This window comes from Rhizobium tumorigenes, assembly GCF_003240565.2.
Taxonomy (GTDB): Bacteria; Pseudomonadota; Alphaproteobacteria; order Rhizobiales; family Rhizobiaceae; genus Rhizobium; species Rhizobium tumorigenes.
This window is the reverse complement of the sequence record NZ_CP117255.1, coordinates 954,761-974,620: the sequence shown is the minus strand read 5'-3', so window position 1 is coordinate 974,620 and position 19,860 is coordinate 954,761. Positions and strand designations below refer to the sequence as shown.

The following is a 19,860-nucleotide window of genomic DNA, read 5'->3' as shown; positions in this document are numbered from 1 at the left end:
GCATGGCTGACCTCTCTTCCCTGAAGGATCTCGGCACGGTTTCGGAACAGCCTTCTGCTCCGGTTCACGTCCGCAAGGTCGACTCGCTCGGCCGCTCCTACGCCACCGGCAAGCGCAAGAACGCCGTTGCCCGCGTCTGGATCAAGCCAGGTTCCGGCAAGATCATCATCAACGGCCGCGAATTTGCGACGTATTTCGCACGTCCGGTTCTGCAGATGATCCTGCGCCAGCCGATCGTTGCTGCTGCCCGTGACGGCCAGTTCGACATCATCGCCACGGTTGCCGGCGGCGGTCTGTCCGGCCAGGCCGGTGCCGTTCGTCACGGTATCTCCAAGGCGCTTACCTACTTCGAACCCGGCCTGCGCGGCGTTCTGAAGAAGGGCGGCTTCCTGACACGCGACAGCCGTGTAGTTGAACGTAAGAAGTACGGCAAGGCGAAGGCCCGTCGTTCGTTCCAGTTCTCCAAGCGTTAATCGTTTGCGGTCTTCGGACTTCGGAAAGGCGGTGCTTCGGCGCCGCCTTTTTTGTGTTTCGGCAGCAAGTCGCCCGCCTCTCCCGGGACTTTAACAAATCGGCTTTGTGAACTATAATTCACGGGTGATCGAAGTCCGGCAGACCGCTATCTTTGCGAATTGGCTCGATGCGCTCCGAGACGCGCAGGCGCGCCAACGCATCGTCGTTCGCATCCGGCGGCTCGAACTTGGCAACCCCGGAGATATCAAGCCGGTCGGTGAAGGTGTCAGCGAAATGCGCATTACCCATGGCCCCGGCTACCGACTCTATTTCACCCGATCCGGCGACATGATCGTCGTTCTCTTATGCGGCGGCGACAAGTCATCGCAAGCAAGGGACATCGCGATCGCCCGGCAATTGGCTAAGGAGATTTGAATGCCCTTGGAAACCACCCGCTTTGACGTCCTGGACCATTTGACCACACCGGCCGACCGCATGCTCTATCTCGAAGCCGCTTTCGAGGACGGTGCTCCAGCGCTCATCGCCCAGGCCCTCGGCGACGTTGCCCGTGCCGCCGGCATGACGTCTGTCGCCAAGGAAGCGGGCATGACCCGGGAGGCGCTTTATAAATCACTGAGCGAGGCCGGTGATCCCCGACTGTCGACGTTTCTCGGCGTGATCAAGGCGCTGGGCTTGAAAGTGTCGATCTCGGCAGACCAGAATGCCGCGTAGGTTTGACGGGTAACGGGTGAAAGAGGATAGCTTGCGCTTGTCGATCCTCCCGCGCGGGCATCGTCAGCGGGAATAGTCTGGGAGACGATGCGGCCGCCTTTTTTGCTCTCCACCCGTTGCAATACGTACGGCTGTCGGTGACATTCATCTTTGAGTCACTCAGGCTTTGAAGACTATGTCTGGCCGTCAGTTATTCGCAGAACTGCAGCGTAAAATGACGAGGCAAGCACGCGCGGCCGCTGCGGCTGAAACTGCGTGGCTCGAAGACGAAATGAATGCGAAGGACAGCAGCTTGGCCAGCAAATCCATCGACCACGCCTTTACCGCAACCTCCCTCACCTCGGCCGCCAGCGACCCCACCTTCGCCGGTACCCTGTCGTTCATGCGGCGCCGCTTCACCAAGGATCCGACAGGCGCAGATGCCGTCGTGTGGGGCATCCCCTTCGATGCGGCCACCTCCAATCGCCCCGGCGCCCGCTTCGGGCCGCAGGCGATCCGCCGCGCCTCGGCGATCTTCGACAACGATCCGCAATATCCGTTCGGGCGCGACCTGTTCGCCGAAATGGCTGTCATCGACTATGGCGACGGCCTGCTCGACTATGGCAATCATGCCGCTACGCCTGCGGCAATAGAACGCCAGGCCAACACGCTGCTCGACAGCGGTGCCTTCCTGCTGACGCTCGGCGGCGATCACTTTATCACCTGGCCGTTGCTGAAAGCCCATGTCGCGCGGCACGGGCCGCTGGCAATGGTGCAGTTCGACGCCCATCAGGACACCTGGACGGATGAGGCTGGGCGCATCGACCACGGCTCCTTCGTCGGCCGCGCGGTGCGCGACGGGTTGATCGATGCCTCCCGCTCGATCCAGATCGGCATCCGCACCCAGGCGCCGGAGGATTGCGGCATAGAGATGATCCATGGCTACGAAGTTGAGGACATGACAGCATCCGACATCGCCGCCCGGATCCTCGCCCGCACCGCCAGTGCGCCGGCCTATCTCACCTTCGACATCGACTGCCTCGATCCTGCCTATGCACCCGGTACCGGAACGCCTGTCGCCGGGGGGCCGTCGAGCGCCAAGATACTATCGGTGTTGCAGCGGTTGTCATCGCTCGACATCCGCGGCGCGGATGTCGTCGAGGTGGCGCCAGCCTACGACCACGCCGATATCACCGCCATTGCAGGCGCAACGGTGGCAATGTATATGCTCGGACTGCTTGCCGGGCGACTGGCGACAAGCCGCTGAGACCGTTGTTATCATTCTGAATCAAGTTGATGGCATACTGATTCCGCAGATCACGCGAACCCTTTGAAAGTGCAGGACGATCATGGCACCGAAAATCTTCATCGATGGCGAACACGGCACCACGGGCCTGCAGATCCGCACGCGTATGGCCGATCGCCGCGATGTGGAATTGCTGTCGATCCCGGAAGCACAGAGACGCGATGCGGCAATCCGCGAGGATATGCTGAACAGCGCCGATATCGCCATTCTCTGCCTGCCGGACGATGCTTCCCGCGAAGCGGTGGCCATGGTGTCCGGCAACAACAATGTCCGCATCATCGACACCTCGACGGCTCACCGTATCGATCCGAACTGGGCCTACGGCTTTGCCGAGATGGCCAAGGGCCAGGACGCCAAGATCGCGGCGGCGCGTCTCGTCGCCAATCCTGGATGCTATCCGACCGGTGCCATCGCGCTGATAAGGCCGCTGAGGGCTGCCGGCATGCTGCCGGATGGCTATCCCGTTACCGTCAATGCGGTCTCCGGCTATACCGGTGGTGGCAAGCAGATGATCGCCCAGATGGAAGACCCGAGCCGGCCTGACTCGATCTCGTCGCCACACTTCCTGTATGGCCTGCCGCTCAATCACAAGCATGTGCCTGAAATGACCACCCATGGCCTGCTCGACCGCGCACCGCTCTTCTCGCCGTCGGTTGGCAAGTTTCCGCAGGGCATGATCGTCCAAGTCCCATTGCATCTGGATGCCTTGGCGGAAGGAACGACGCTGGAAACCATCCACGCGGCGCTCACGGACTACTACGCCGGACAGGATATCGTCGAGGTCGTGTCGCTCGATGCCAGCCGCGCCCAGCCCCGCGTCGATGCGGTCGAACTGGCCGGCAAGGATACGATGAAGCTTTTCGTATTCGGAACGCCGGGTGGCAGCCAGGTCAATCTGGTGGCGCTGCTCGACAATCTCGGAAAGGGCGCTTCAGGTGCTGCCGTGCAGAACATGGACCTGATGCTGTCCGCCTGAAACCCCGGGAGTAAGCCAAGCAATGTCTCTGGATGCGCTGCGGGCTGTCGTTGACGCCTGGTTTATCGCATCCCTGCCTGCACATGGTCTGGTGGCGCTTGTCGCCATCGCCCTCGTTGCCGGTCTTGCGCGTGGTTTTTCAGGATTTGGCGCGGCGTTGATCCTCATTCCGCTCGGTGGTGCACTGATTGGCCCAAGGTTGATTTCTCCGGTGCTGCTGGTGGTCGATGGGCTGGCGACGCTTGGAATGGTACGTCCGGCCTTTCATCTGGCGAACCGGCGCGAGGTGGTGACGATGGCGGCCGGGGCTATCATCGGCGTGCCACTCGGCACCGCCGTACTCGCGCTGATTGATCCGCTGCTGCTGCGCTGGCTGATCACCGCAATCGCCGCATGCCTGCTGACGCTGCTGGTATCCGGCTGGCGCTACCACGGCGAGCCGACGCGGCCGTTGACGGCGGCGGTCGGTTTCATAGCGGGGTTGTTCAGTGGCGCGGCCCAGCTTGGTGGGCCGCCGGTGGTTGCCTTCTGGCTCGGTGGCAAAAGCAACTTTACCCGCGTCCGCTCCAACATCATCCTCTACTTCTCGATCTCGACCATCCTCAGCGTCGTCAGCTACTATGCCGGCGGCCTGTTCGTTGCGCAGGTGTTTGCGCTGACGGTTGTGATCCTGCCGAGCTATGCGCTCGGCCTTTACGGTGGAGCGAGGCTGTTCGGCCTCGCCCGCGAAAGCACCTTCCGTTGGATCTGCTATGCGCTGATCGGCACGTCTGCTGTGCTCGGTATGCCGGCGCTGGATGGCATCTTCCGCTAGACCGGATGCCCCACAGACTTCAGCTCTACCGATGCTTGGGACCGTTTATTGCGGCGCGCAGACGGGAAGCGGCCTGCCGGGCTTCGGGGGATTGTCGGCCTTATACTTGGCGATCACCGGCTCGAGAGTTGTCTTCGACCAGAATTTCGGGGTGCCGATCTTCTGCAGGCATTGATCGTTCCAGTACAGCCTCGCTTGCGACAGCGATGCATGGGACGCAGCGGCTTTGGCAACGGCTGAGATGTCTGATGACTCCGGATAGATATAAAGCGTCGTCGGGTTGTCCTTGACCATGGAGATGACCTGGTTGGCATCGGTCGGCGACCAGCTGGTGCAGCCATTGCTACGGCCGCCGGCGTAATTAACCAGATTGCCGAACGGCACATAGCCGTCCTTGTTGGCGTAGGGACTTGCCGGGGCCTTCATCATGCACATGGCGGCCACCTTCGCGGCTGCGTGACCGCCGATAACGCGGGCGCGCGCATTTGCAGTATCCCCCTCGCCGTCGAACTGTAGGAAGGATCGCATGAAGACAGCGTCCTTAACGCCCGATGACTTGTAATATCCCTTGAAGGAGGTCTTCACCTCGCTGGTGACATAGGAGCCACCCGTCGTCAGGTTGGAGTCCATAGCGTTGCCGAAATTGCGGGCACATTCCCGGCCGTTGGAGAAATCGACGACACCTGGAAGCTTCGTACCGCTGCCGTGGCCGGCTGCGATCGCGCGAAACGACTGGCTGGCCTCGCAGATGATGTAGAAGCGGCCACCCGAGGTTTCGCTGCCGGGATCGTTCGGCTTGGTGGCATCCATTGCAAAATAGCAGGGGTTCCGGACCCTGCCTTCGCTGACGCGCTGCTGGTAGAGAACACGGGCGCGCTTCAGGACAGGCCGCGCAATCTGGCCCGGTCCGAGCCCGACATGGGCATCGAGCCAGGATGGGAAGGAGCCCGACTGCTGGACGGCAGAGGCTGGCACGGCGCTGCCGAGGAGCGCCGCAATGCTGAAGACGCCAATGGTCTGGCCGATGGTCCGAAAGGTCGAAGGCAACCGCACGTACTAAGCACTCCTAGAGAATCAGGGCTCGCCCTAGCATGCAGCGAGCCGTCAAACACAGTCGATAGAGCGATTCGGAGCATATTTCGTAAACAGGCGAGTCAATCCTTCGTGAGCCGACGGTTTTTGCGGGAAACTTGCTTCATTGAAGGGACATCCCGGTAGCGGAAGCAGATTGCATCGCTCATTCGAACAGATCGAGCGAGATGCTGTCGCTGATGCGCGACGATATCTTGTGGCGGCTCGTCATGATCTCGGCGCGCATCAGGCCTTGCGGATCGTAGAGATCGGTTGCCCGCTCGATCAGCCAGACGCGTCGGTGCGTCTCCAAAGCTGCCCTAACCTGCTGGCGATCCTCGGGCATGATTTTCGGCGCGCCGCGATTGCTGACGTAGACGCGTGGCAACCCAAGCGCTGGAAACGGCGCAGGCAGCACCATCAAATCCGGGAATGGCTGGGTGCGGACAATGTAGTACCGCAGAGGAGCATCGAGTTCGTTCGGGGAGGCTATGACCAGATCGCCGGGCTCGGCATCTGCCGCAATGGATGCGACGAGGCCGCGCCAGTCCTCTGTGTCCAGGTGATAGACTGCGTTGGTCGACATCAGGCACATGCCGATGAACAGCACGACGGTCACCAGTCGCAGGCTTGCCCAGCGGCTTCTGGCCAGCATACCGATGGCGATCAATCCGAGCACCGTCGGCGCCATCCATTCGAACAGGCGGTCGATGTAGACAGGCTTTATGAAATAGCTGATCGCCAGCATTGTCGCCCATGGCAGGAACACCACGACCAGGACGAGCGCTGCCAGGGGCCGCTGGTTGCGCCAGACCGACGCCATGCCTGCGAGGAACAGCAGGACAGCCGGAATGAAGGGTAGATAGCCGCCTGCAACCAGGAACCAGGCGGTCAATAGGTCCCAGGGCGAGAAGGTGATCCAGAATTCGAGCGACGCCATGCCGGAATTTTGCCGGATGAACATCGGCAGGAAGGGCGACCACAGCAGGAGTGCCACGACGCCCGGCAAGGCGACAGCTAGAGCCTGCCCTGCCCGGCGGCCGGGAACGAAGACAAGCAGCGACGTTATCAGCCCGGCCCATATCCCGAGGGCGACCAGGATGCCGGTGTCGTGAAGCCACATCGTCGCGGCCGTAGAGAGCCCCAGAGCTGCCATCGGTGGTACGAGAGGGCGCATGAGAAAAGACTGCTCAGCACCGGCCCGCAGCCGCTGCAGCAGGATCAGCGCCGAGAGAACGGCAATAGATGCTGCAAAAGTTTCCAGCGCGTAGGGTCGCGCCTGCTGCGCATAATTGATGCTGCCCGCGTTGATCGCCAGCAGCAGCGCCGCCAGCAGTGCAATCCGGTCGCCACGTGGACCGGCATTGAGGACGCGACCGGCTCCCGTAACCAGCAGGATGGTGGCGACGCTTGCCAGTACCGAAGGCATGCGAAGAGCGGCCTCCGAGTTGCCGAACAGCATCGTCCAGCCCTTGAGGAGGGTATAGTACATCGGCGGATGGGTTTCGTAGAGCGGCACCTCGGTCCACAGCGCACGCAGCGGCAGCGCGGCAAACCATGCCGTATAGGCCTCATCCAGCCAAAGCGACCGGGTAGCCAGGTTGGGCAGCCGCAACGCAAGCCCGAGCAACGTTATCGCGACGCAGGCAATCCAGAATATGCGGGTGCCGAGGGGCGCATCCCTGGCGAGCAATCCCCTCAGCGACATCCCACTCCGGCCACGCGCCCGGCCGGCATCCGCGGGTCCCTCAGACATGGTCCTGGTGCGCCGTGGCAAGTGGCAGTCCTGAGACTACGACCTCATGGCGACGCTTGATGAGGTAGATGGGCCGGCGCTTCGACTCGAGATAGATGCGGCCGATATATTCCCCGAGCGTCCCGATGCCGATCAGTTGTATGCCGCCGAGGAGAAGGATTGCGGTCGCCAGCGACGCGTAGCCTGGCACATCGACGCCCTCGATCAAGGTTCGCAGAATGAGGAAAGCGGCGCGGCCGATAGCGACCAGCGCGACGGCGACCCCGAGATAGGTCCAGATACGCATCGGCAGCGTGCTGAAGCTGGTAATGCCCTCGAGGGCGAAATTCCACAGGCGCCAGCCGGCGAATTTGCTCTGACCGGCAACGCGCGCCTCGCGGGTATAATCGACGATTGCCGTCTCATAGCCGACCCAGGCGAACAGGCCCTTCATGAAGCGATGCGACTCCGGCAATTGCTTGACGGCGTCGACGACCTCACGCGTCATTAGCCGGAAGTCACCGACGTTTTCCGGGATCTGCACATCCGAGACGGCGTTGTGGAGACGATAGAACCAGGACGCCGTTAGCCGCTTGGCAGCGCCGTCCGAGCGGCGATCTGTGCGACGGGCGAGCACGACGTCATATCCTTCACGCCAGCGCTCTACCAGCCTTGCGATCAGTTCGGGCGGATCCTGCAGGTCGGCATCGAAAGGAACGACAGCATCGCCACGGCTTTCGTCGATGGCAGCCGAGAGGGCGGCCTCCTTGCCGAAATTTCGGGTGAGATCGATGACGCGAATGCGAGGGTCGCTGCGGGCCGCGGAAAGGAGCAGGCGCAAGGTGTCGTCGCGGCTACCATCGTTGACGCAAACGATCTCGAAGCGCAGCGCAGGAATGACCTCCAGAGCCGGGACGACGGCGGCAAAGAAGACCGCAACCGTCTCTTCCTCATTGTAGAAAGGCACGACCAGCGACAGCAGAGGCATTTTGCCGCCGCTGTTTTCGTCTTGTAGCTGCCAGTTCATCTGCATCCCATCGCTTTTGCGCAGAATGCAACTATTTGCCGATTCGGCCAATGACTTCGCGCGGCATGATCGCCGGCAGCGTCAGGCGCCAACAACCACCGTGGTGTCGCGCGGATATTCGCCGTAGAAACCGCGCCAGTTGGCCACAGCGAACCCGAACACGACAAGGGCACCGCCCTGGTGCGCGAGTGCCAGATGCAGAGGCACCTGCATCAGCAGCGTGGCGATGCCGAGCCCGGCCTGGCAAAGCACCAGAAACGCCAGTACGACGGCACGGCGGGTGTGGGTGCTGCCGGGTGTGACACGCAGGCAGACGATCATGTTGACCAGCACCACGGCAGTCAGCGCGTAGGCCCCAAGACGATGGACATATTGCACGAGCTTCGGGTTCTCGAAGAAATTGATCCACCACGGGTTCTGGACGAACAGGTCGCCGGGAACGACGGCGCCGTCCATCAACGGCCAGGTGTTGTAGCTGAGGCCGGCATGCAAGCCTGCGACCAGCGCACCGAGGTAGATCTGGAACAAGGCCATCAGGGCAATCAGACCGGCAATCCGGCCGGAATGGCTGCTCGGCGGCGCGTCGTCCGAATGCGGGGTCAGCGCCCGCATCACCCACATACAGGCAGCAAAGATCAGGCAGGCCGTGACAAGATGCGTGGCCAGCCGGTACTGGCTGACATCGGTGCGGGCTTCAAGGCCCGACGACACCATCCACCAGCCGATGGCGCCCTGAAGGCCGCCAAGCGCAAAAATGCCAACCAGCGGCAGCCGCAGGCTTTTCTCGATGCGGCCGGTCGCCCAGAAGAAGATCAGAGGCACGGCAAAGATGACGCCCATGGCACGCGCAAGCAACCGATGCGCCCATTCCCACCAGAAGATGCTCTTGAAATCATCGACCGTGATGTCGCTGTTCAGCAGCTTGAATTGTGGGATCTGCTTGTAGCGATCGAACTCATCCTGCCACTCGGCGGCGTTCAAAGGCGGGATCACGCCGTGGATCGGCTTCCACTCGGTGATCGACAGTCCGGATTGGGTCAGCCGCGTCGCGCCGCCGACCAGAACCAGGCAGAACAGCGACAGTAGCACGAGGCCGAGCCAGATGCGGACGGCGCGGCGATTGCGGTCCTGCCGGGCAACCTCGCCGCGAACGGCCTGTTCGGTGGAAAAATGTGCAACAGCCATGGTGGGCTCCTTCAATCTGCCTGTTGATTTGCCCCAGCGCGCGGTGCAAAACAAGGGCTGCGCCTTTGCGGCATGGGGTCGCAACTCCCCGTCCCCGCAATCGACTGCCGAGGAGAGTGCCATCATGCCCATCCGCCTGCGCAAATTCATTGGCACCATCCTGTTGATCGTGCTGGTGCTCGGCTATGCTCTGCTGGCGACGACCGTGGCAGTCAATGCGCTCGGAGCCTCGCCCTGGTGGGTGCACCTCACCTACTTCTTCCTCACCGGCCTATTGTGGATCCTGCCGGCGATGGGATTGATCAAATGGATGTCTGGACCGAAGCAGGGCTAGCTGCCTGCCGCGTTAACCGCCGGCTAAGCATGATCGCCGGAAGACACCGGCCAAACCTGCGCTTAAACCTAAAATAGACGGCCTCGCCCCTAGCGTGCGCCTGCAGAACAGGCGCGGAGGCCAAAGTGCGGACGGCGACAGGCGAAACCGGAACATCGACCGATGGCGAAACCGCAGTGGTCGCACAGCCTCGGCCAGCATCGCCTTTGCAGGCCGGCAACGGCGCGCTGACGATCACCGTCAGCGACAACATGGTGCCTCTGGAAGCGGAATGGCGTGGGTTAGAGCGAGACAGGCTGATCTCCCTGCACCAGAGTTTCGGGTGGTGCGCGGCCTGGGTCGAGACTTATCGGCCGACGCTTGCCATCCTGCACGCGAGTATCGGTTCCGAAGTGGCTTTCATTCTGCCTCTGGAAATCGTCCGCAGCCATGGCGTCAGAACCGCGCGCTTCATCGGCGCTCCACGCAGCAACATCAATACCGGCTTGTTCTCCGCGAAATTTCTTGCCGACGTCACAACCCTTTCGGCAGATGTTCAGGCGGCCATCGCTGTCGCGTTGCGCGGGCACGCCGATCTGCTGTTGCTGTCGAACCTGCCGCTGGAGTGGCGCGGTCGTGTCAGCCCCCTCGCCTCACTACCCTTCGTCGAAAACCAAAACCGTGCCTTCCAGCTGCCTCTGCTGGGTTCGTTCGAGGAAACGCTCAGCCAGGTCAATGCGAAAAGGCGTCGCAAGAAGCATCGGTCCCAGACGAAGTTACTGAATGAAATCGGTGGTTTCGAGCATGTCGTCGCGACGACGTCGGAGGAAAAGCGGCGGATGCTCGATCTTTTCCTGCAGCAGAAAGCAGAACGGTTCAGAGCGGCCGGGCTGCCGGATGTCTTCCAGGGAAGCGACGCCCGCGACTTCCTGCTGCGCTTGCTCGCGACGAAAAATGTCGAGGGCGACAGCATCGCGCTCGAATTGCACGCCATCAGGCTCAAGGGACGGCATGACGGTCATCTGCCGGCAATTGCAGCCCTGTCGCGCAAGGGAGACCACGTCATCTGCCAGTTTGCCTCAATCGACGAGAGCGTCGTCCCGGAGGCCAGCCCCGGCGAACTGCTGTTCTGGGTGATGATCGAGAAGTGCCAGGAATCCGGCGTCGCGCTGTTCGACTTCGGCATCGGCGACCAGCTCTACAAGCGCTCGTGGTGCCCGGTGCAGACGGTGCAGCACGATATCCTGCTGCCGGTCTCGCCACTCGGGAGGGTCGCCGCTTTCGGGCAGAGAAGCATGACGCGGGCAAAGGCTCTGATCAAAGGAAACCCGCGCCTGTACAGTGCCATCCAGAAATTGAGGGCTCGCCGCCAGCAGGCGACAACGCCGGACGAAGCCTGAAGCAAGCCTCAGGCGGCGGTGCGGTGCCGGTCCTCGTCACCGTCGCTGCTGATGCCGGACATCAGCACCAGATGCTCGTAGCCGGCCTGCTGGAAATCATGCATGACGGCGACGAACTTCACCTCATCCGGCACGGGCATGGAGAGGATAATCTCTACATCCTTGCTGCGCGTCAATTTCGCAATGCCGTCGACCTTCACCGCCCCGCATTCGACCAGCACCAGATCATAGGCCGACGCCAGTGCTTCGAGGATCAGCGAAAGCCGGTCGGCTTCGTGCATGGCGCTTGCAAGATCGCTTGCTCCGAGCGGCACCAGATGGGCGTCGGAGAGGCGGTCGGGATGAATGGTGTCGGCAAACGCTGCCTCACCGCACAAAAGATCGGTCACGCCCGGAAGTCCTGGCTTGTCGGCCATCAGGCGCGTCGGGCAGGCTGTGCCGGTCATGTCAACAAGCACGACGCGACGGCCGCTGTCGGCGATGGTGCGGGCCAGCATGACGGTGGCAGTCGAACCGGCGTCACCATCCGGCGACACGGCGATCGCCATCGGCACCTTGGCATCGATGAAGTATTCGGCGACCGATGGGATCGAGAAGTCCTCCACCGCCTCGACAGCTGCGGCAGGCAGCGCTTCCGGCTCGACGACGACGGCGGTCGGCGGGGGCTGAATAATTGTCTCCGGCTGCACAGTAGCCCGTTCGGGCACCCTGCGCGTTGCCGACAGCAGGCTTGCGGGCACCACAGCACGGCGTAGCGGCGCAGCCGTCGCGCTCAGCGGGCTATCGTCTTCGAACACGGTCTCACGGCGCGCACTGTCGTTGGGTAGGCCCACCGGCCGAAGGGCGCGACCGCTGAACAGCTCCATGAGCATGATGACGATGGCACTGAGCACGAAGGCGGCGACGGCGGCGATGACGACGATCGGCCCGACCTTCGGGAAGTAGGGGTCGACCGGCTCGACGGCACTCGACACGATGCGTGCGTCGGCAGGGCTGGAATTCTTGTCGGAACGGGAGGCCGCCTCGCGGTAGCGGGCAAGATAGGTCTCGAGCAGCTGCCGCTCGGCAGTTGCCTCACGCTCCAAGGCGTTGAGGCCGACTGTGTCTTCACCGGCACGGGCGCTGTCCGCCTTAAGAAGCTTTGACTGGCCCAACAACTGCTGCTCGCGCATCGCGGCGATCTTTGCCTCGTTGTCGATGCCGGTAAGGATCTTGCGGGTCTCGCGGGTGATCTGCGAGCGGATATCAGCCAGTTGGGCGCGCAGGCTCTTCAGCCGAGGGTGACCGTCCATCAGCGTCGTCGAAAGGTCGGAGATCTGCGATTCAAGACCGGATTCGGTCGTCTTGAGACGCTGCATGGTCTGCGAGCCGCTGACGTCGTTCAGCGTGTCGGTGGGGCCGCCGGAGGCCAGTGCATTGCGCACGGCCTGGGCCCGGGCATCGGCATTCGCCTTGTCGCCGCGCACCTGGGCAAGCTGCGTAGAGATGTCTGTCAGCTGCTGGTTGGAAAAGCTGGTGGTGTCGTTGGTCTGCAGCAGGCCATTGGCACTGCGATAGTCGGCCACCTTCTTTTCGGCTTCCGCCACCTTTATGCGCAGGTTGGCGATCTCCGGCTCCAGCCAGCGGGTTGCCTCGGCGTTGGAATCGAGCTTGGCACCGCTCTCCATGGACAGATAGACCGAAGCCATGGCGTTCGGAACGCTCTCTGCCAGCTTCGGATCCCGCGAGGTGAACTGGATGCCGATGACGCGCGACGTGTTGATCTGGTAGACCTGCAGCCGCTCGGTGAAAGCATCGAGAATGCGCTCCTCCGGTGCCTTGTCGGATGAAGGCTTCTTCAGATGCAGGGTGACCAACAGACCGGACAGCGCCGACGACCGCGCGCTGTCCTCGAACTCCGGCAGGTCGTAGAGCTTCAGCTGGGTAATCACCTGCTTGATCAGGTCGGCCGACTGCAGGATCTGCACCTGGCTGGCGATATTGAGTTCATCGAGCAGCGACGCATCGTTGCTGCCGGCACTTGCCTGGTTGCTGGTAGTGGCAAAGGCCGCAGCGCGCGGCTCGATCAGCACCCTCGTCTCGCTGCGATATTCGGGCGAGACGACCTTGGCGATCACGAAGGCGCCAAGAGCGGCGGCAGTGACGATGAGTACCACGCGCAGCCGCCGGCGCCATACGGCCCGGAAAAGCTGGCTCAAGTCTATGTCGACATCCTGCTGGTTGCTGTTTACGCCGGGCATACCGCACTCCGATACTCGTTTGGCGGCAACCGTAGACGACTATGGTAACGCAAGGGTTAAGGCCCTTCTTCCGCTGAACCGGCGCAATCTCCGCAATTTGTCGTCCCGATTTACCGTCTGTTAACCCTAACAGACCGATAACGGGTTCATGATTTTATTCCTTTGTGAGCACGCGGATGTCATTCGCTAAGCGTAACATCGTCGTCGTCCTGAGCATGGCTGTCCTCGGCATCGCCCTGAGCGGCTGCGTGAGCTATAAGCCGGCGCCAGAGGCGTTCAGCGCAGCGACTATCCAGCCCTACCGGCTCGATAGCGGTGACCGCCTGCGTGTGACCGTGTTCGAGCAGCAAGCGCTCACAAATACCTATACGGTCGATCAGGCCGGTTATATCTCGGTGCCGCTGATCGGCCAGGTGACCGCCCGTGGCAAGACGATGCAGCAACTGTCCGGCGAGATCGCGTCGAAGCTCAAGCAGGGCTACCTGCGCGACCCGGACGTCTCCATCGACGTCGACCGCTATCGCTCCATCTATGTCATGGGCGAAGTCGGCCAGCCCGGCCAATACTCCTATGTCCCGGGCATGACGATCCAGAATGCGGTAGCCGCCGCCGGCGGCTTTACGCCGCGCGCCTATCAGGGCAATACAGACGTGACCCGCAAGATCAACGGCCATGTGATGACAGGGCGCGTCGGGATCTCCGATGCGGTGCTTGCAGGCGACACCATCTACGTCCGCGAAAGGCTGTTCTGATTTTCGATGGCGAAGCCTTTGCGCATTATCCATTGCTTCAGGTCGCCCGTTGGCGGGATCTTCAGGCATGTGCGCGATCTGGCCGAGCAGCACAGCCGGGCCGGCCATCACGTCGGGATCGTCTGCGACAGCCTGACCGGCGGAGCGCACGAGGATGCGCTGTTTGACGAAATAAAGCCGTTCCTGGCGCTTGGTCTGACGCGTATGCCGATCCACCGTTCGGTGAGTTTTGCGGACGTACCGGCGATTTGGCGGGGCTACGGGACGATCAAGAGTTTGCGGCCGGACGTGCTGCACGGACATGGCGCCAAAGGCGGCATGCTGGCGCGCGTCATCGGCACAGTGTTGCGGGTGAACAGGTATCGCGTTGCCCGCGTCTATACCGCCCATGGAGGCAGCCTGCATTTTTCAAAGGCGTCCCTCAAGGGACGCGCAGTGTTCACGATGGAACGCCTGCAGGAGCGCCTGACGGACGCGCTGATTTTCATTTGCGATTTCGAGAGGCACGCCTACGAGGCCAAGGTCGGCCCTCCCTCCCCCATCTCGAGGCTCGTCTACAACGGCATCAACGAGCGGGATTTCAGGACTGTTCCAACCCGATCAGACTCCGTCGACTTCGTCTATATCGGCATGCTTCGGGACCTCAAGGGTCCCGATCTGTTTATAGAGGCCTTTGGGCAGACCGAGAGACTGGTCGGTCGGCCATTGTCCGCGCTGTTGATCGGCGATGGACAGGACAGGGACAAATACATGAGAATGATAGTCGCGGACGGACTTTATCCGCGGGTCGGTATTCTTCCCGCCATGCGTATCGAGGACGCCCTGTCGATGTCGCAGACGGTCGTTGTTCCCTCCCGCGCCGAATCCATGCCCTATATCGTGCTCGAGGCACTGGCGGCCAGCAAGGGCGTCATCGCATCGGCAGTCGGTGGAATTCCCGAAGTGCTGGGCGCAACCAGCCGAGGCCTTGCCGAAGCCGGCAACGTGGCAGACCTTGCGCGTATCATGGCTGCCTCGATCACCGAACCGGACTGGCGTATCCGCGTGATGCCTGGTCTCGAAATGATACACAAAAGATTTTCAGCGCCCGTTATGGCAGGCGAAATTCTGAAGCTATATACAGATATACTGGATCTCCGGGCCAGTTCCTAAAATTTAACCTACCTTACTAAGCCATCCTTAGGGGCCTTTCGATAGAAATTGATACGTCAGTGAGACGGATCGAGAGCGATGACAAATATCGAAAAGCCTGATGACTTCGACCTCGACAAAATTCGCAAGAGCGTCTCGGAAATCCGTGCTCGCAGTCCCGACGAAAAGGTCGAGGCCGAGGGCAGCGTCAAGCTCAATCCGTTTGCGCGTCAGATCGCCGAGCAGTTTCGCGAAGGCAATTACACGCCGTCGATCATCATCGGCCAGTTCATGCTGTTCGAGTTCCTATCGTTGCTGGCACTGGGACTGCTGCTGCTTTACCTGCGTTTCGGCAGCCCGACCTACGAAGCGCTGATCCAGGTTCCGGTCACGGTGCTCGTCGCCGGGATCAATATTCTCTCGCTGCAAGTTTTTGACACCTACCAGATACCGGTGCTGCGCGCGCCGACGCGCCATCTCCGCCGCATCGTTTTCGGTTGGGCACTGCCGTTCGTCGCAATGCCGCTGTTTGCGATTGCCCTGAAGATGCTGCCGACTTTTCCGCCGCGGCTGATCATGAGCTGGTGCCTGATCGGCATGGCGTTCCTGTTTGCGGAGCGGCTGCTGTTTGCCTGGGGCATTCGCCGCTGGGCGCGAAACGGCATCATGGAACGTCGCGCGGTCATCGTCGGCGGCGGTCAACCTGCCAAGGAGCTAATCCGGGCGCTGGAGGATCAGGTCGACAACGATATCCGCATCTGCGGCATTTTCGATGACCGCGGAGAAAGACGATCGCCCGTCGTCGTCGCCGGCTATCCGAAACTCGGCACAGTCGCCGAGCTCGTGGAATTTGCCCGCGTCACCCGTATCGACATGCTGATCATCGCCCTGCCGATATCGGCGGAGGAGCGTATCCTGCAGCTTCTCAAGAAGGTGTGGGTGCTTCCGGTCGATATCCGGCTCGCCGCCCATGCCAACAAGCTGCGCTTCCGGCCGCGGGCCTATTCGCATGTCGGCTCTGTGCCGATGCTCGACATCTTCAACAAGCCGATCCCCGACTGGGACTCGGTCGCCAAGCGGGTCTTCGACGTATTTTTCAGCGTGCTGGCACTGCTGTTGCTTTGGCCGGTGATGGTCGGCGCGGCGATTGCCATCAAGGTAAACTCGAAGGGGCCGGTCTTCTTCATGCAGAAGCGCCACGGCTTCAACAACGAGATCATCAAGATCTTCAAGTTCCGCTCCATGTATACCGACATGGGCGACCCGACAGCCCGCAATGCCGTCACCAAGGGCGATCCGCGCGTTACCAGCGTCGGCCGCTTCATCCGCAAGTCGTCCATCGACGAACTGCCGCAACTGTTCAACGTGCTGCTGGGCACACTGTCGCTGGTCGGCCCACGCCCCCATGCGGTTGCCGCCGCCAGCCATGACCGATCCTATGGCGATGTCGTCGAGGGGTATTTTGCCCGCCACCGCGTCAAGCCCGGCGTTACCGGCTGGGCGCAGATCAACGGCTGGCGCGGCGAGATCGACAATGACGACAAGATCAAATTCCGCACGGCCTATGACCTCTATTACATCGAGAACTGGTCGCTGCTTTTCGATCTCAAGATCCTGTTCCTGACGCCGATCCGCCTGTTCAACACCGAAAACGCCTATTGAGCCCGATGAGCACGTTCGCCACCCCATCACCGCAGGTCACCCAACCGCAACTCGCCGCATTGCGGCTGATCGGCACCGGCTGCGTTGCGTTCGGCGTCTTCCTCTCCGGCTTCGTCGTCGCGGAACCGGCGCCGTACGAACTGTGGATGGCGATGCTGATCGGCCTCTGGTTCATGCTCGGACTGCGCATATCGCGCAGCGTGGCGCCGTTGCTCGTGCTGTTTCTGACATTCAACATCGGCGGGATGCTGTCGATGACACAGATGCGCGATCTCGGCAGCGCAGAAATGGACGCACCGATCTATATCGCCGTCTCCACCTTTCTTGCCCTCAGCGCAGTGTTTTATGCCGCCATCATCGAGCACAACGCCAATGTGCTGAAGCTGATGTTCAAGGTCTGGGTGGCTGCTGCCATCATTACGGCCTTGCTCGGTATTCTCGGCTATTTCCATGCCTTTCCCGGTGCCGGCATGTTCACACGCTACGACCGCGCAATGGGCGCCTTCCAGGATCCGAACGTCTTCGGTCCCTATCTCGTGGCGCCGACGCTGTATCTCATCCATGGCATCATCATCGACGACCTCCGTAAGGCGCCCCTGAAGGCAATCGGATTGACCATCCTCGCACTCGGCATCTTCCTGTCGTTTTCGCGCGCCGCATGGGGCCTGTTCGGCTTCTCGTCCGTGGCGCTGGTGTTCTTCATGCTGCTCAAGCACCGCAGCAACACGTTTCGCCTGCGCATCCTTGTCATGACGCTGACGGCGATCCTCCTGCTCGGAGCCGCACTTCTGGTCGCCCTGCAGTTCCACCAGGTCAGCGACCTGTTTTCGACCCGCACCCAGCTCGTGCAGGACTATGACGGAGGGCACCTAGGGCGCTTCGAGCGCCATCGGATCGGCTTCCTGCTGTCGATGCAGCGCCCGCTCGGCATCGGTCCGCTGGTGTTTGCGACAATGTTCCGCGAGGACGAACACAACATCTGGCTGAAGACGCTGACGACCTACGGCTGGATCGGGTTTTTCTGCTGGGTGAGCATGATCTGCTGGACCATCTATATCGGCTTCAAGAACGTGTTGAAGGAACGGCCCTGGCAACCGTTCCTGATGATTGCCTGGATCGTCGTTCTCGGCCACGTCGGCATCGGCAACGTCATCGACACGGATCACTGGCGCCATCTCTACATGCTGATCGGGATCGTCTGGGGCTGCGGTGCGCTCGAAGTTCGCCACCAGCACCGGCTTGCCCGGGGAGAAATCGCGGCATGAACGCCAGCACCGCGACGACGCACCTGTCGATGCTGCAGATCCTCGAGCCCGGCGGCGGCGGCTCCGGCCGGCATTTCCTCGACCTCTGCCGGGCCATGCAACACCGTGGCCATGCCGTGACGGCGATCTATTCACCGGTGCGCGCCGAACAGAAATTTATCGAGGAACTAGAGGGCATGGGCCTCACCGCCGTGCATTCCGTCGGCATGAAGCGGGCTCTCGGCCCGGCCGACTTCACCGCCTGGCTGGAAATCCGCCGGATCATCGCCACGCATGGCCCGTTCGACCTGATCCATGGCCATAGTTCGAAGGCCGGGGCTCTCGCGCGCCTGCGGCTCCCCTGGTCGAAGACGCCGGTGCTCTATACGCCGCACGCCTTCCGGACGATGGATCCCGCGCTCGGAGCAAAGCCGCGCTTTGTCTTCGGCAGCATCGAGCGGCTTCTCGGCACGTTCTTTTCTAACCGTGTGATCTGCGTCTCGCGCGACGAATACGACCACGCCGTCTCGATCGGCATTCCCAGACGCCGGCTGCGGGTCGTCTATAACGGCGTCGCCCGACCGCCGGTCGGCGAACGCGAGGCAATTCGTACCCGCTTTGGCATTGCTCCGGACGATATCCTCTTCGGCTTCGTCGGCAGGCTTTCCGCCCAGAAGGCGCCGGAACGTCTGGTCTCCGCCTTTGCACGCGTAGCAGAACGGCTGCCTTCCGCCAGGCTGCTGATGATCGGCAGCGGCGAGCTCGAGCACGAGGTCAGACTGCGCATGGCGGCGGTCGGTCTCGGAGACCGTGCTCATCTTGACAGCAGCATCCCCGGCCCTGTCGCCATCGACGCTTTCGATATCGTCGTCATGCCGAGCCGTTACGAGGCCATGTCCTACGTCATGCTGGAGGCAGCATCGGGCGCCAAGCCTCTGATCCTGACCGACGTCGGCGGCGTCAGCACGGTGCTCGAAGACGGTCGCAACGGGATCAGGATTGCCAACGGCGACGATCCGGCCGAGCTGGCAGCCGCGATGTTGAGCGCTGCCGAGCCGGAGACCAGGACGATCTTCACCGCCGAGGCGCAGCGCCGCCGCAACCGATACACGCTGTCAGGCATGGCCGACGAAACGGAGGAAATCTATTTCGAATTGCTCGGCCATCGCCTGCCGACCCTCTTGAGAACGCCGGAGAATGCCCTAGAGTTGAAGGCATGATCACAGCAGCACAAATCCGCGCCGCCCGCGCCATGACCGGCCTCTCCCTTCAGCAGCTGGCCGACGCCGCCAGGCTCACGTCCGCCGAGGTCGAAGCCATCGAAACCGGCGCTAGAACCGCCAACAGCCACGCAGTCTCGGCCATCCGCGCTGCGCTCGAATCAAGTGGGATACAGTTTCTCGCCGATGGCAGCCAGGACGGAGGCGGTGCCGGGCTGAGGCTGAAACACACCCACGGCGACGAGGGCACACGCCCCGAAAACCTCAATTCCACCAACGACGACTGAATTTAACGTTTCGACATCATTGCTCCGCTCGCAATAATTCCCGCAACGCATGGAACAAAAACGGCAGCCGCGCATTCCGCCCCCGCATTACGCTCAGGGGGACATCTTGAATCGCAGCAACGGGCTCTATCTCATCATCGGCGCACTGATCGTCGCCGTCATCGGCCTCGGCGCCTATGTTTATCACGAAAAGCAGAAGCCCGAGGGTGTCGAACTCACCATCGGCAAGAATGGCGTTTCCGTCGAACAGAAATGACCGACCGGGGTCGGCCGCCTCTCGCGACGCTGCCGACCGCGTGCTCCATTTGAACAGTGTTTCCTTCTATGAGCAGC

At 61.9% G+C, this 19,860-nt stretch carries 20 protein-coding genes; 15 read left to right on the top strand and 5 right to left on the bottom strand.

Translation table 11 applies throughout. The features are described 5' to 3' along the window. Positions 1–2: 2 nt before the first annotated feature. The 6 genes from rpsI (at position 3) to PR017_RS04805 (ending at position 4,260) form a co-directional block, all read left to right on the top strand. A complete protein-coding gene (rpsI, locus tag PR017_RS04830; protein ID WP_111220548.1) occupies positions 3–473 on the top strand; it encodes a 30S ribosomal protein S9 in 471 nt (156 codons plus the stop codon). Positions 474–597: 124 nt separating this feature from the next. Further along, complete coding sequence (locus PR017_RS04825; protein WP_111220547.1) at positions 598–888, top strand: type II toxin-antitoxin system RelE/ParE family toxin; 291 nt, start codon at positions 598–600, stop codon at positions 886–888. After that, on the top strand, positions 889–1,185 hold the full coding sequence (locus tag PR017_RS04820) for an addiction module antidote protein (RefSeq protein ID WP_111220546.1): 297 nt from the start codon (positions 889–891) through the stop codon (positions 1,183–1,185). Between the two features lie 292 nt (positions 1,186–1,477). After that, the gene (gene speB / locus PR017_RS04815; RefSeq protein ID WP_111220801.1) at positions 1,478–2,431 is read left to right on the top strand and encodes an agmatinase; all 954 of its coding nucleotides are present in this window, start codon (positions 1,478–1,480) and stop codon (positions 2,429–2,431) included. Positions 2,432–2,513: 82 nt separating this feature from the next. Continuing rightward, positions 2,514–3,446, top strand: coding sequence for an N-acetyl-gamma-glutamyl-phosphate reductase (argC, locus tag PR017_RS04810; RefSeq protein WP_111220545.1), 933 nt, complete (start codon positions 2,514–2,516; stop codon positions 3,444–3,446). Between the two features lie 22 nt (positions 3,447–3,468). Next, positions 3,469–4,260: a sulfite exporter TauE/SafE family protein gene (locus PR017_RS04805; protein WP_111220544.1), complete on the top strand. Its 792-nt coding sequence runs from the start codon at positions 3,469–3,471 to the stop codon at positions 4,258–4,260. Between the two features lie 45 nt (positions 4,261–4,305). Here the strand turns inward: PR017_RS04805 and PR017_RS04800 are convergent, their stop codons facing one another. From PR017_RS04800 to PR017_RS04785, 4 genes are all read right to left on the bottom strand, one after another. After that, positions 4,306–5,259: a murein L,D-transpeptidase catalytic domain family protein gene (locus PR017_RS04800; RefSeq protein ID WP_240539013.1), complete on the bottom strand. Its 954-nt coding sequence runs from the start codon at positions 5,257–5,259 to the stop codon at positions 4,306–4,308. Between the two features lie 238 nt (positions 5,260–5,497). Further along, positions 5,498–7,087 carry a glycosyltransferase family 39 protein gene (locus PR017_RS04795; RefSeq protein WP_111220542.1) on the bottom strand — a complete coding sequence of 530 codons (1,590 nt, stop codon included), beginning with the start codon at positions 7,085–7,087 and terminating at the stop codon, positions 5,498–5,500. After that, positions 7,080–8,093, bottom strand: coding sequence for a glycosyltransferase family 2 protein (locus tag PR017_RS04790; RefSeq protein WP_240538999.1), 1,014 nt, complete (start codon positions 8,091–8,093; stop codon positions 7,080–7,082). The genes PR017_RS04795 and PR017_RS04790 overlap by 8 nt, the downstream gene beginning before the upstream one ends. An 81-nt stretch (positions 8,094–8,174) precedes the next feature. Next, on the bottom strand, positions 8,175–9,278 hold the full coding sequence (locus PR017_RS04785; protein ID WP_111220541.1) for a COX15/CtaA family protein: 1,104 nt from the start codon (positions 9,276–9,278) through the stop codon (positions 8,175–8,177). 124 nt (positions 9,279–9,402) lie between these two features. Here PR017_RS04785 and PR017_RS04780 point away from each other — a divergent pair, with 124 nt between their 5' ends. Beyond that, positions 9,403–9,612, top strand: a complete 210-nt coding sequence (locus PR017_RS04780) for a DUF2842 domain-containing protein (protein ID WP_111220799.1) — start codon at positions 9,403–9,405, stop codon at positions 9,610–9,612. A 125-nt stretch (positions 9,613–9,737) separates the two neighbouring features. Beyond that, positions 9,738–10,991 carry a GNAT family N-acetyltransferase gene (locus PR017_RS04775; RefSeq protein WP_240538998.1) on the top strand — a complete coding sequence of 418 codons (1,254 nt, stop codon included), beginning with the start codon at positions 9,738–9,740 and terminating at the stop codon, positions 10,989–10,991. An 8-nt stretch (positions 10,992–10,999) separates the two neighbouring features. On the opposite strand, the gene PR017_RS04770 is transcribed toward PR017_RS04775, so the two are convergent. Beyond that, positions 11,000–13,231 (bottom strand): GumC family protein, encoded by a 2,232-nt coding sequence (locus tag PR017_RS04770; protein WP_111220540.1) that lies wholly within the window; start codon positions 13,229–13,231, stop codon positions 11,000–11,002. Positions 13,232–13,407: 176 nt separating this feature from the next. Between PR017_RS04770 and PR017_RS04765 the strand changes: the two genes are divergently transcribed. The 7 genes from PR017_RS04765 to PR017_RS04735 all read left to right on the top strand — a co-directional run bounded on the left by PR017_RS04765 (position 13,408) and on the right by PR017_RS04735 (position 19,783). Continuing rightward, complete coding sequence (locus PR017_RS04765) at positions 13,408–13,983, top strand: polysaccharide biosynthesis/export family protein (protein WP_111220539.1); 576 nt, start codon at positions 13,408–13,410, stop codon at positions 13,981–13,983. A 6-nt stretch (positions 13,984–13,989) separates the two neighbouring features. Next, positions 13,990–15,135, top strand: a complete 1,146-nt coding sequence (locus tag PR017_RS04760; protein WP_111220538.1) for a glycosyltransferase family 4 protein — start codon at positions 13,990–13,992, stop codon at positions 15,133–15,135. A 78-nt stretch (positions 15,136–15,213) separates the two neighbouring features. After that, positions 15,214–16,776, top strand: a complete 1,563-nt coding sequence (locus tag PR017_RS04755) for an undecaprenyl-phosphate glucose phosphotransferase (RefSeq protein ID WP_111220537.1) — start codon at positions 15,214–15,216, stop codon at positions 16,774–16,776. Positions 16,777–16,781: 5 nt separating this feature from the next. Further along, complete coding sequence (locus PR017_RS04750; protein WP_111220536.1) at positions 16,782–18,041, top strand: O-antigen ligase family protein; 1,260 nt, start codon at positions 16,782–16,784, stop codon at positions 18,039–18,041. After that, positions 18,038–19,240, top strand: a complete 1,203-nt coding sequence (locus PR017_RS04745; protein ID WP_240538997.1) for a glycosyltransferase family 4 protein — start codon at positions 18,038–18,040, stop codon at positions 19,238–19,240. The genes PR017_RS04750 and PR017_RS04745 overlap by 4 nt, the downstream gene beginning before the upstream one ends. Then, entirely contained in the window at positions 19,237–19,527 is a 291-nt protein-coding gene (locus PR017_RS04740; protein ID WP_111220535.1) for a helix-turn-helix domain-containing protein, read from the top strand. Before PR017_RS04745 ends, PR017_RS04740 begins: the two co-directional genes overlap by 4 nt. Positions 19,528–19,633: 106 nt before the next feature. Then, a complete protein-coding gene (locus tag PR017_RS04735; protein WP_162854771.1) occupies positions 19,634–19,783 on the top strand; it encodes a hypothetical protein in 150 nt (49 codons plus the stop codon). Positions 19,784–19,860 lie beyond the last annotated feature (77 nt).

Coding starts and splice junctions, on each gene's coding strand:
- rpsI (WP_111220548.1), top strand. CDS start 3: ATGGCTGACCTCTCTTCCCTGAAGGATCTCGGCACGGTTTCGGAACAG.
- PR017_RS04820 (WP_111220546.1), top strand. CDS start 889: ATGCCCTTGGAAACCACCCGCTTTGACGTCCTGGACCATTTGACCACA.
- argC (WP_111220545.1), top strand. CDS start 2,514: ATGGCACCGAAAATCTTCATCGATGGCGAACACGGCACCACGGGCCTG.
- PR017_RS04805 (WP_111220544.1), top strand. CDS start 3,469: ATGTCTCTGGATGCGCTGCGGGCTGTCGTTGACGCCTGGTTTATCGCA.
- PR017_RS04795 (WP_111220542.1), bottom strand. CDS start 7,087: ATGTCTGAGGGACCCGCGGATGCCGGCCGGGCGCGTGGCCGGAGTGGG.
- PR017_RS04790 (WP_240538999.1), bottom strand. CDS start 8,093: ATGAACTGGCAGCTACAAGACGAAAACAGCGGCGGCAAAATGCCTCTG.
- PR017_RS04785 (WP_111220541.1), bottom strand. CDS start 9,278: ATGGCTGTTGCACATTTTTCCACCGAACAGGCCGTTCGCGGCGAGGTT.
- PR017_RS04780 (WP_111220799.1), top strand. CDS start 9,403: ATGCCCATCCGCCTGCGCAAATTCATTGGCACCATCCTGTTGATCGTG.
- PR017_RS04770 (WP_111220540.1), bottom strand. CDS start 13,231: ATGCCCGGCGTAAACAGCAACCAGCAGGATGTCGACATAGACTTGAGC.
- PR017_RS04765 (WP_111220539.1), top strand. CDS start 13,408: ATGTCATTCGCTAAGCGTAACATCGTCGTCGTCCTGAGCATGGCTGTC.
- PR017_RS04760 (WP_111220538.1), top strand. CDS start 13,990: ATGGCGAAGCCTTTGCGCATTATCCATTGCTTCAGGTCGCCCGTTGGC.
- PR017_RS04755 (WP_111220537.1), top strand. CDS start 15,214: ATGACAAATATCGAAAAGCCTGATGACTTCGACCTCGACAAAATTCGC.
- PR017_RS04750 (WP_111220536.1), top strand. CDS start 16,782: ATGAGCACGTTCGCCACCCCATCACCGCAGGTCACCCAACCGCAACTC.
- PR017_RS04745 (WP_240538997.1), top strand. CDS start 18,038: ATGAACGCCAGCACCGCGACGACGCACCTGTCGATGCTGCAGATCCTC.
- PR017_RS04740 (WP_111220535.1), top strand. CDS start 19,237: ATGATCACAGCAGCACAAATCCGCGCCGCCCGCGCCATGACCGGCCTC.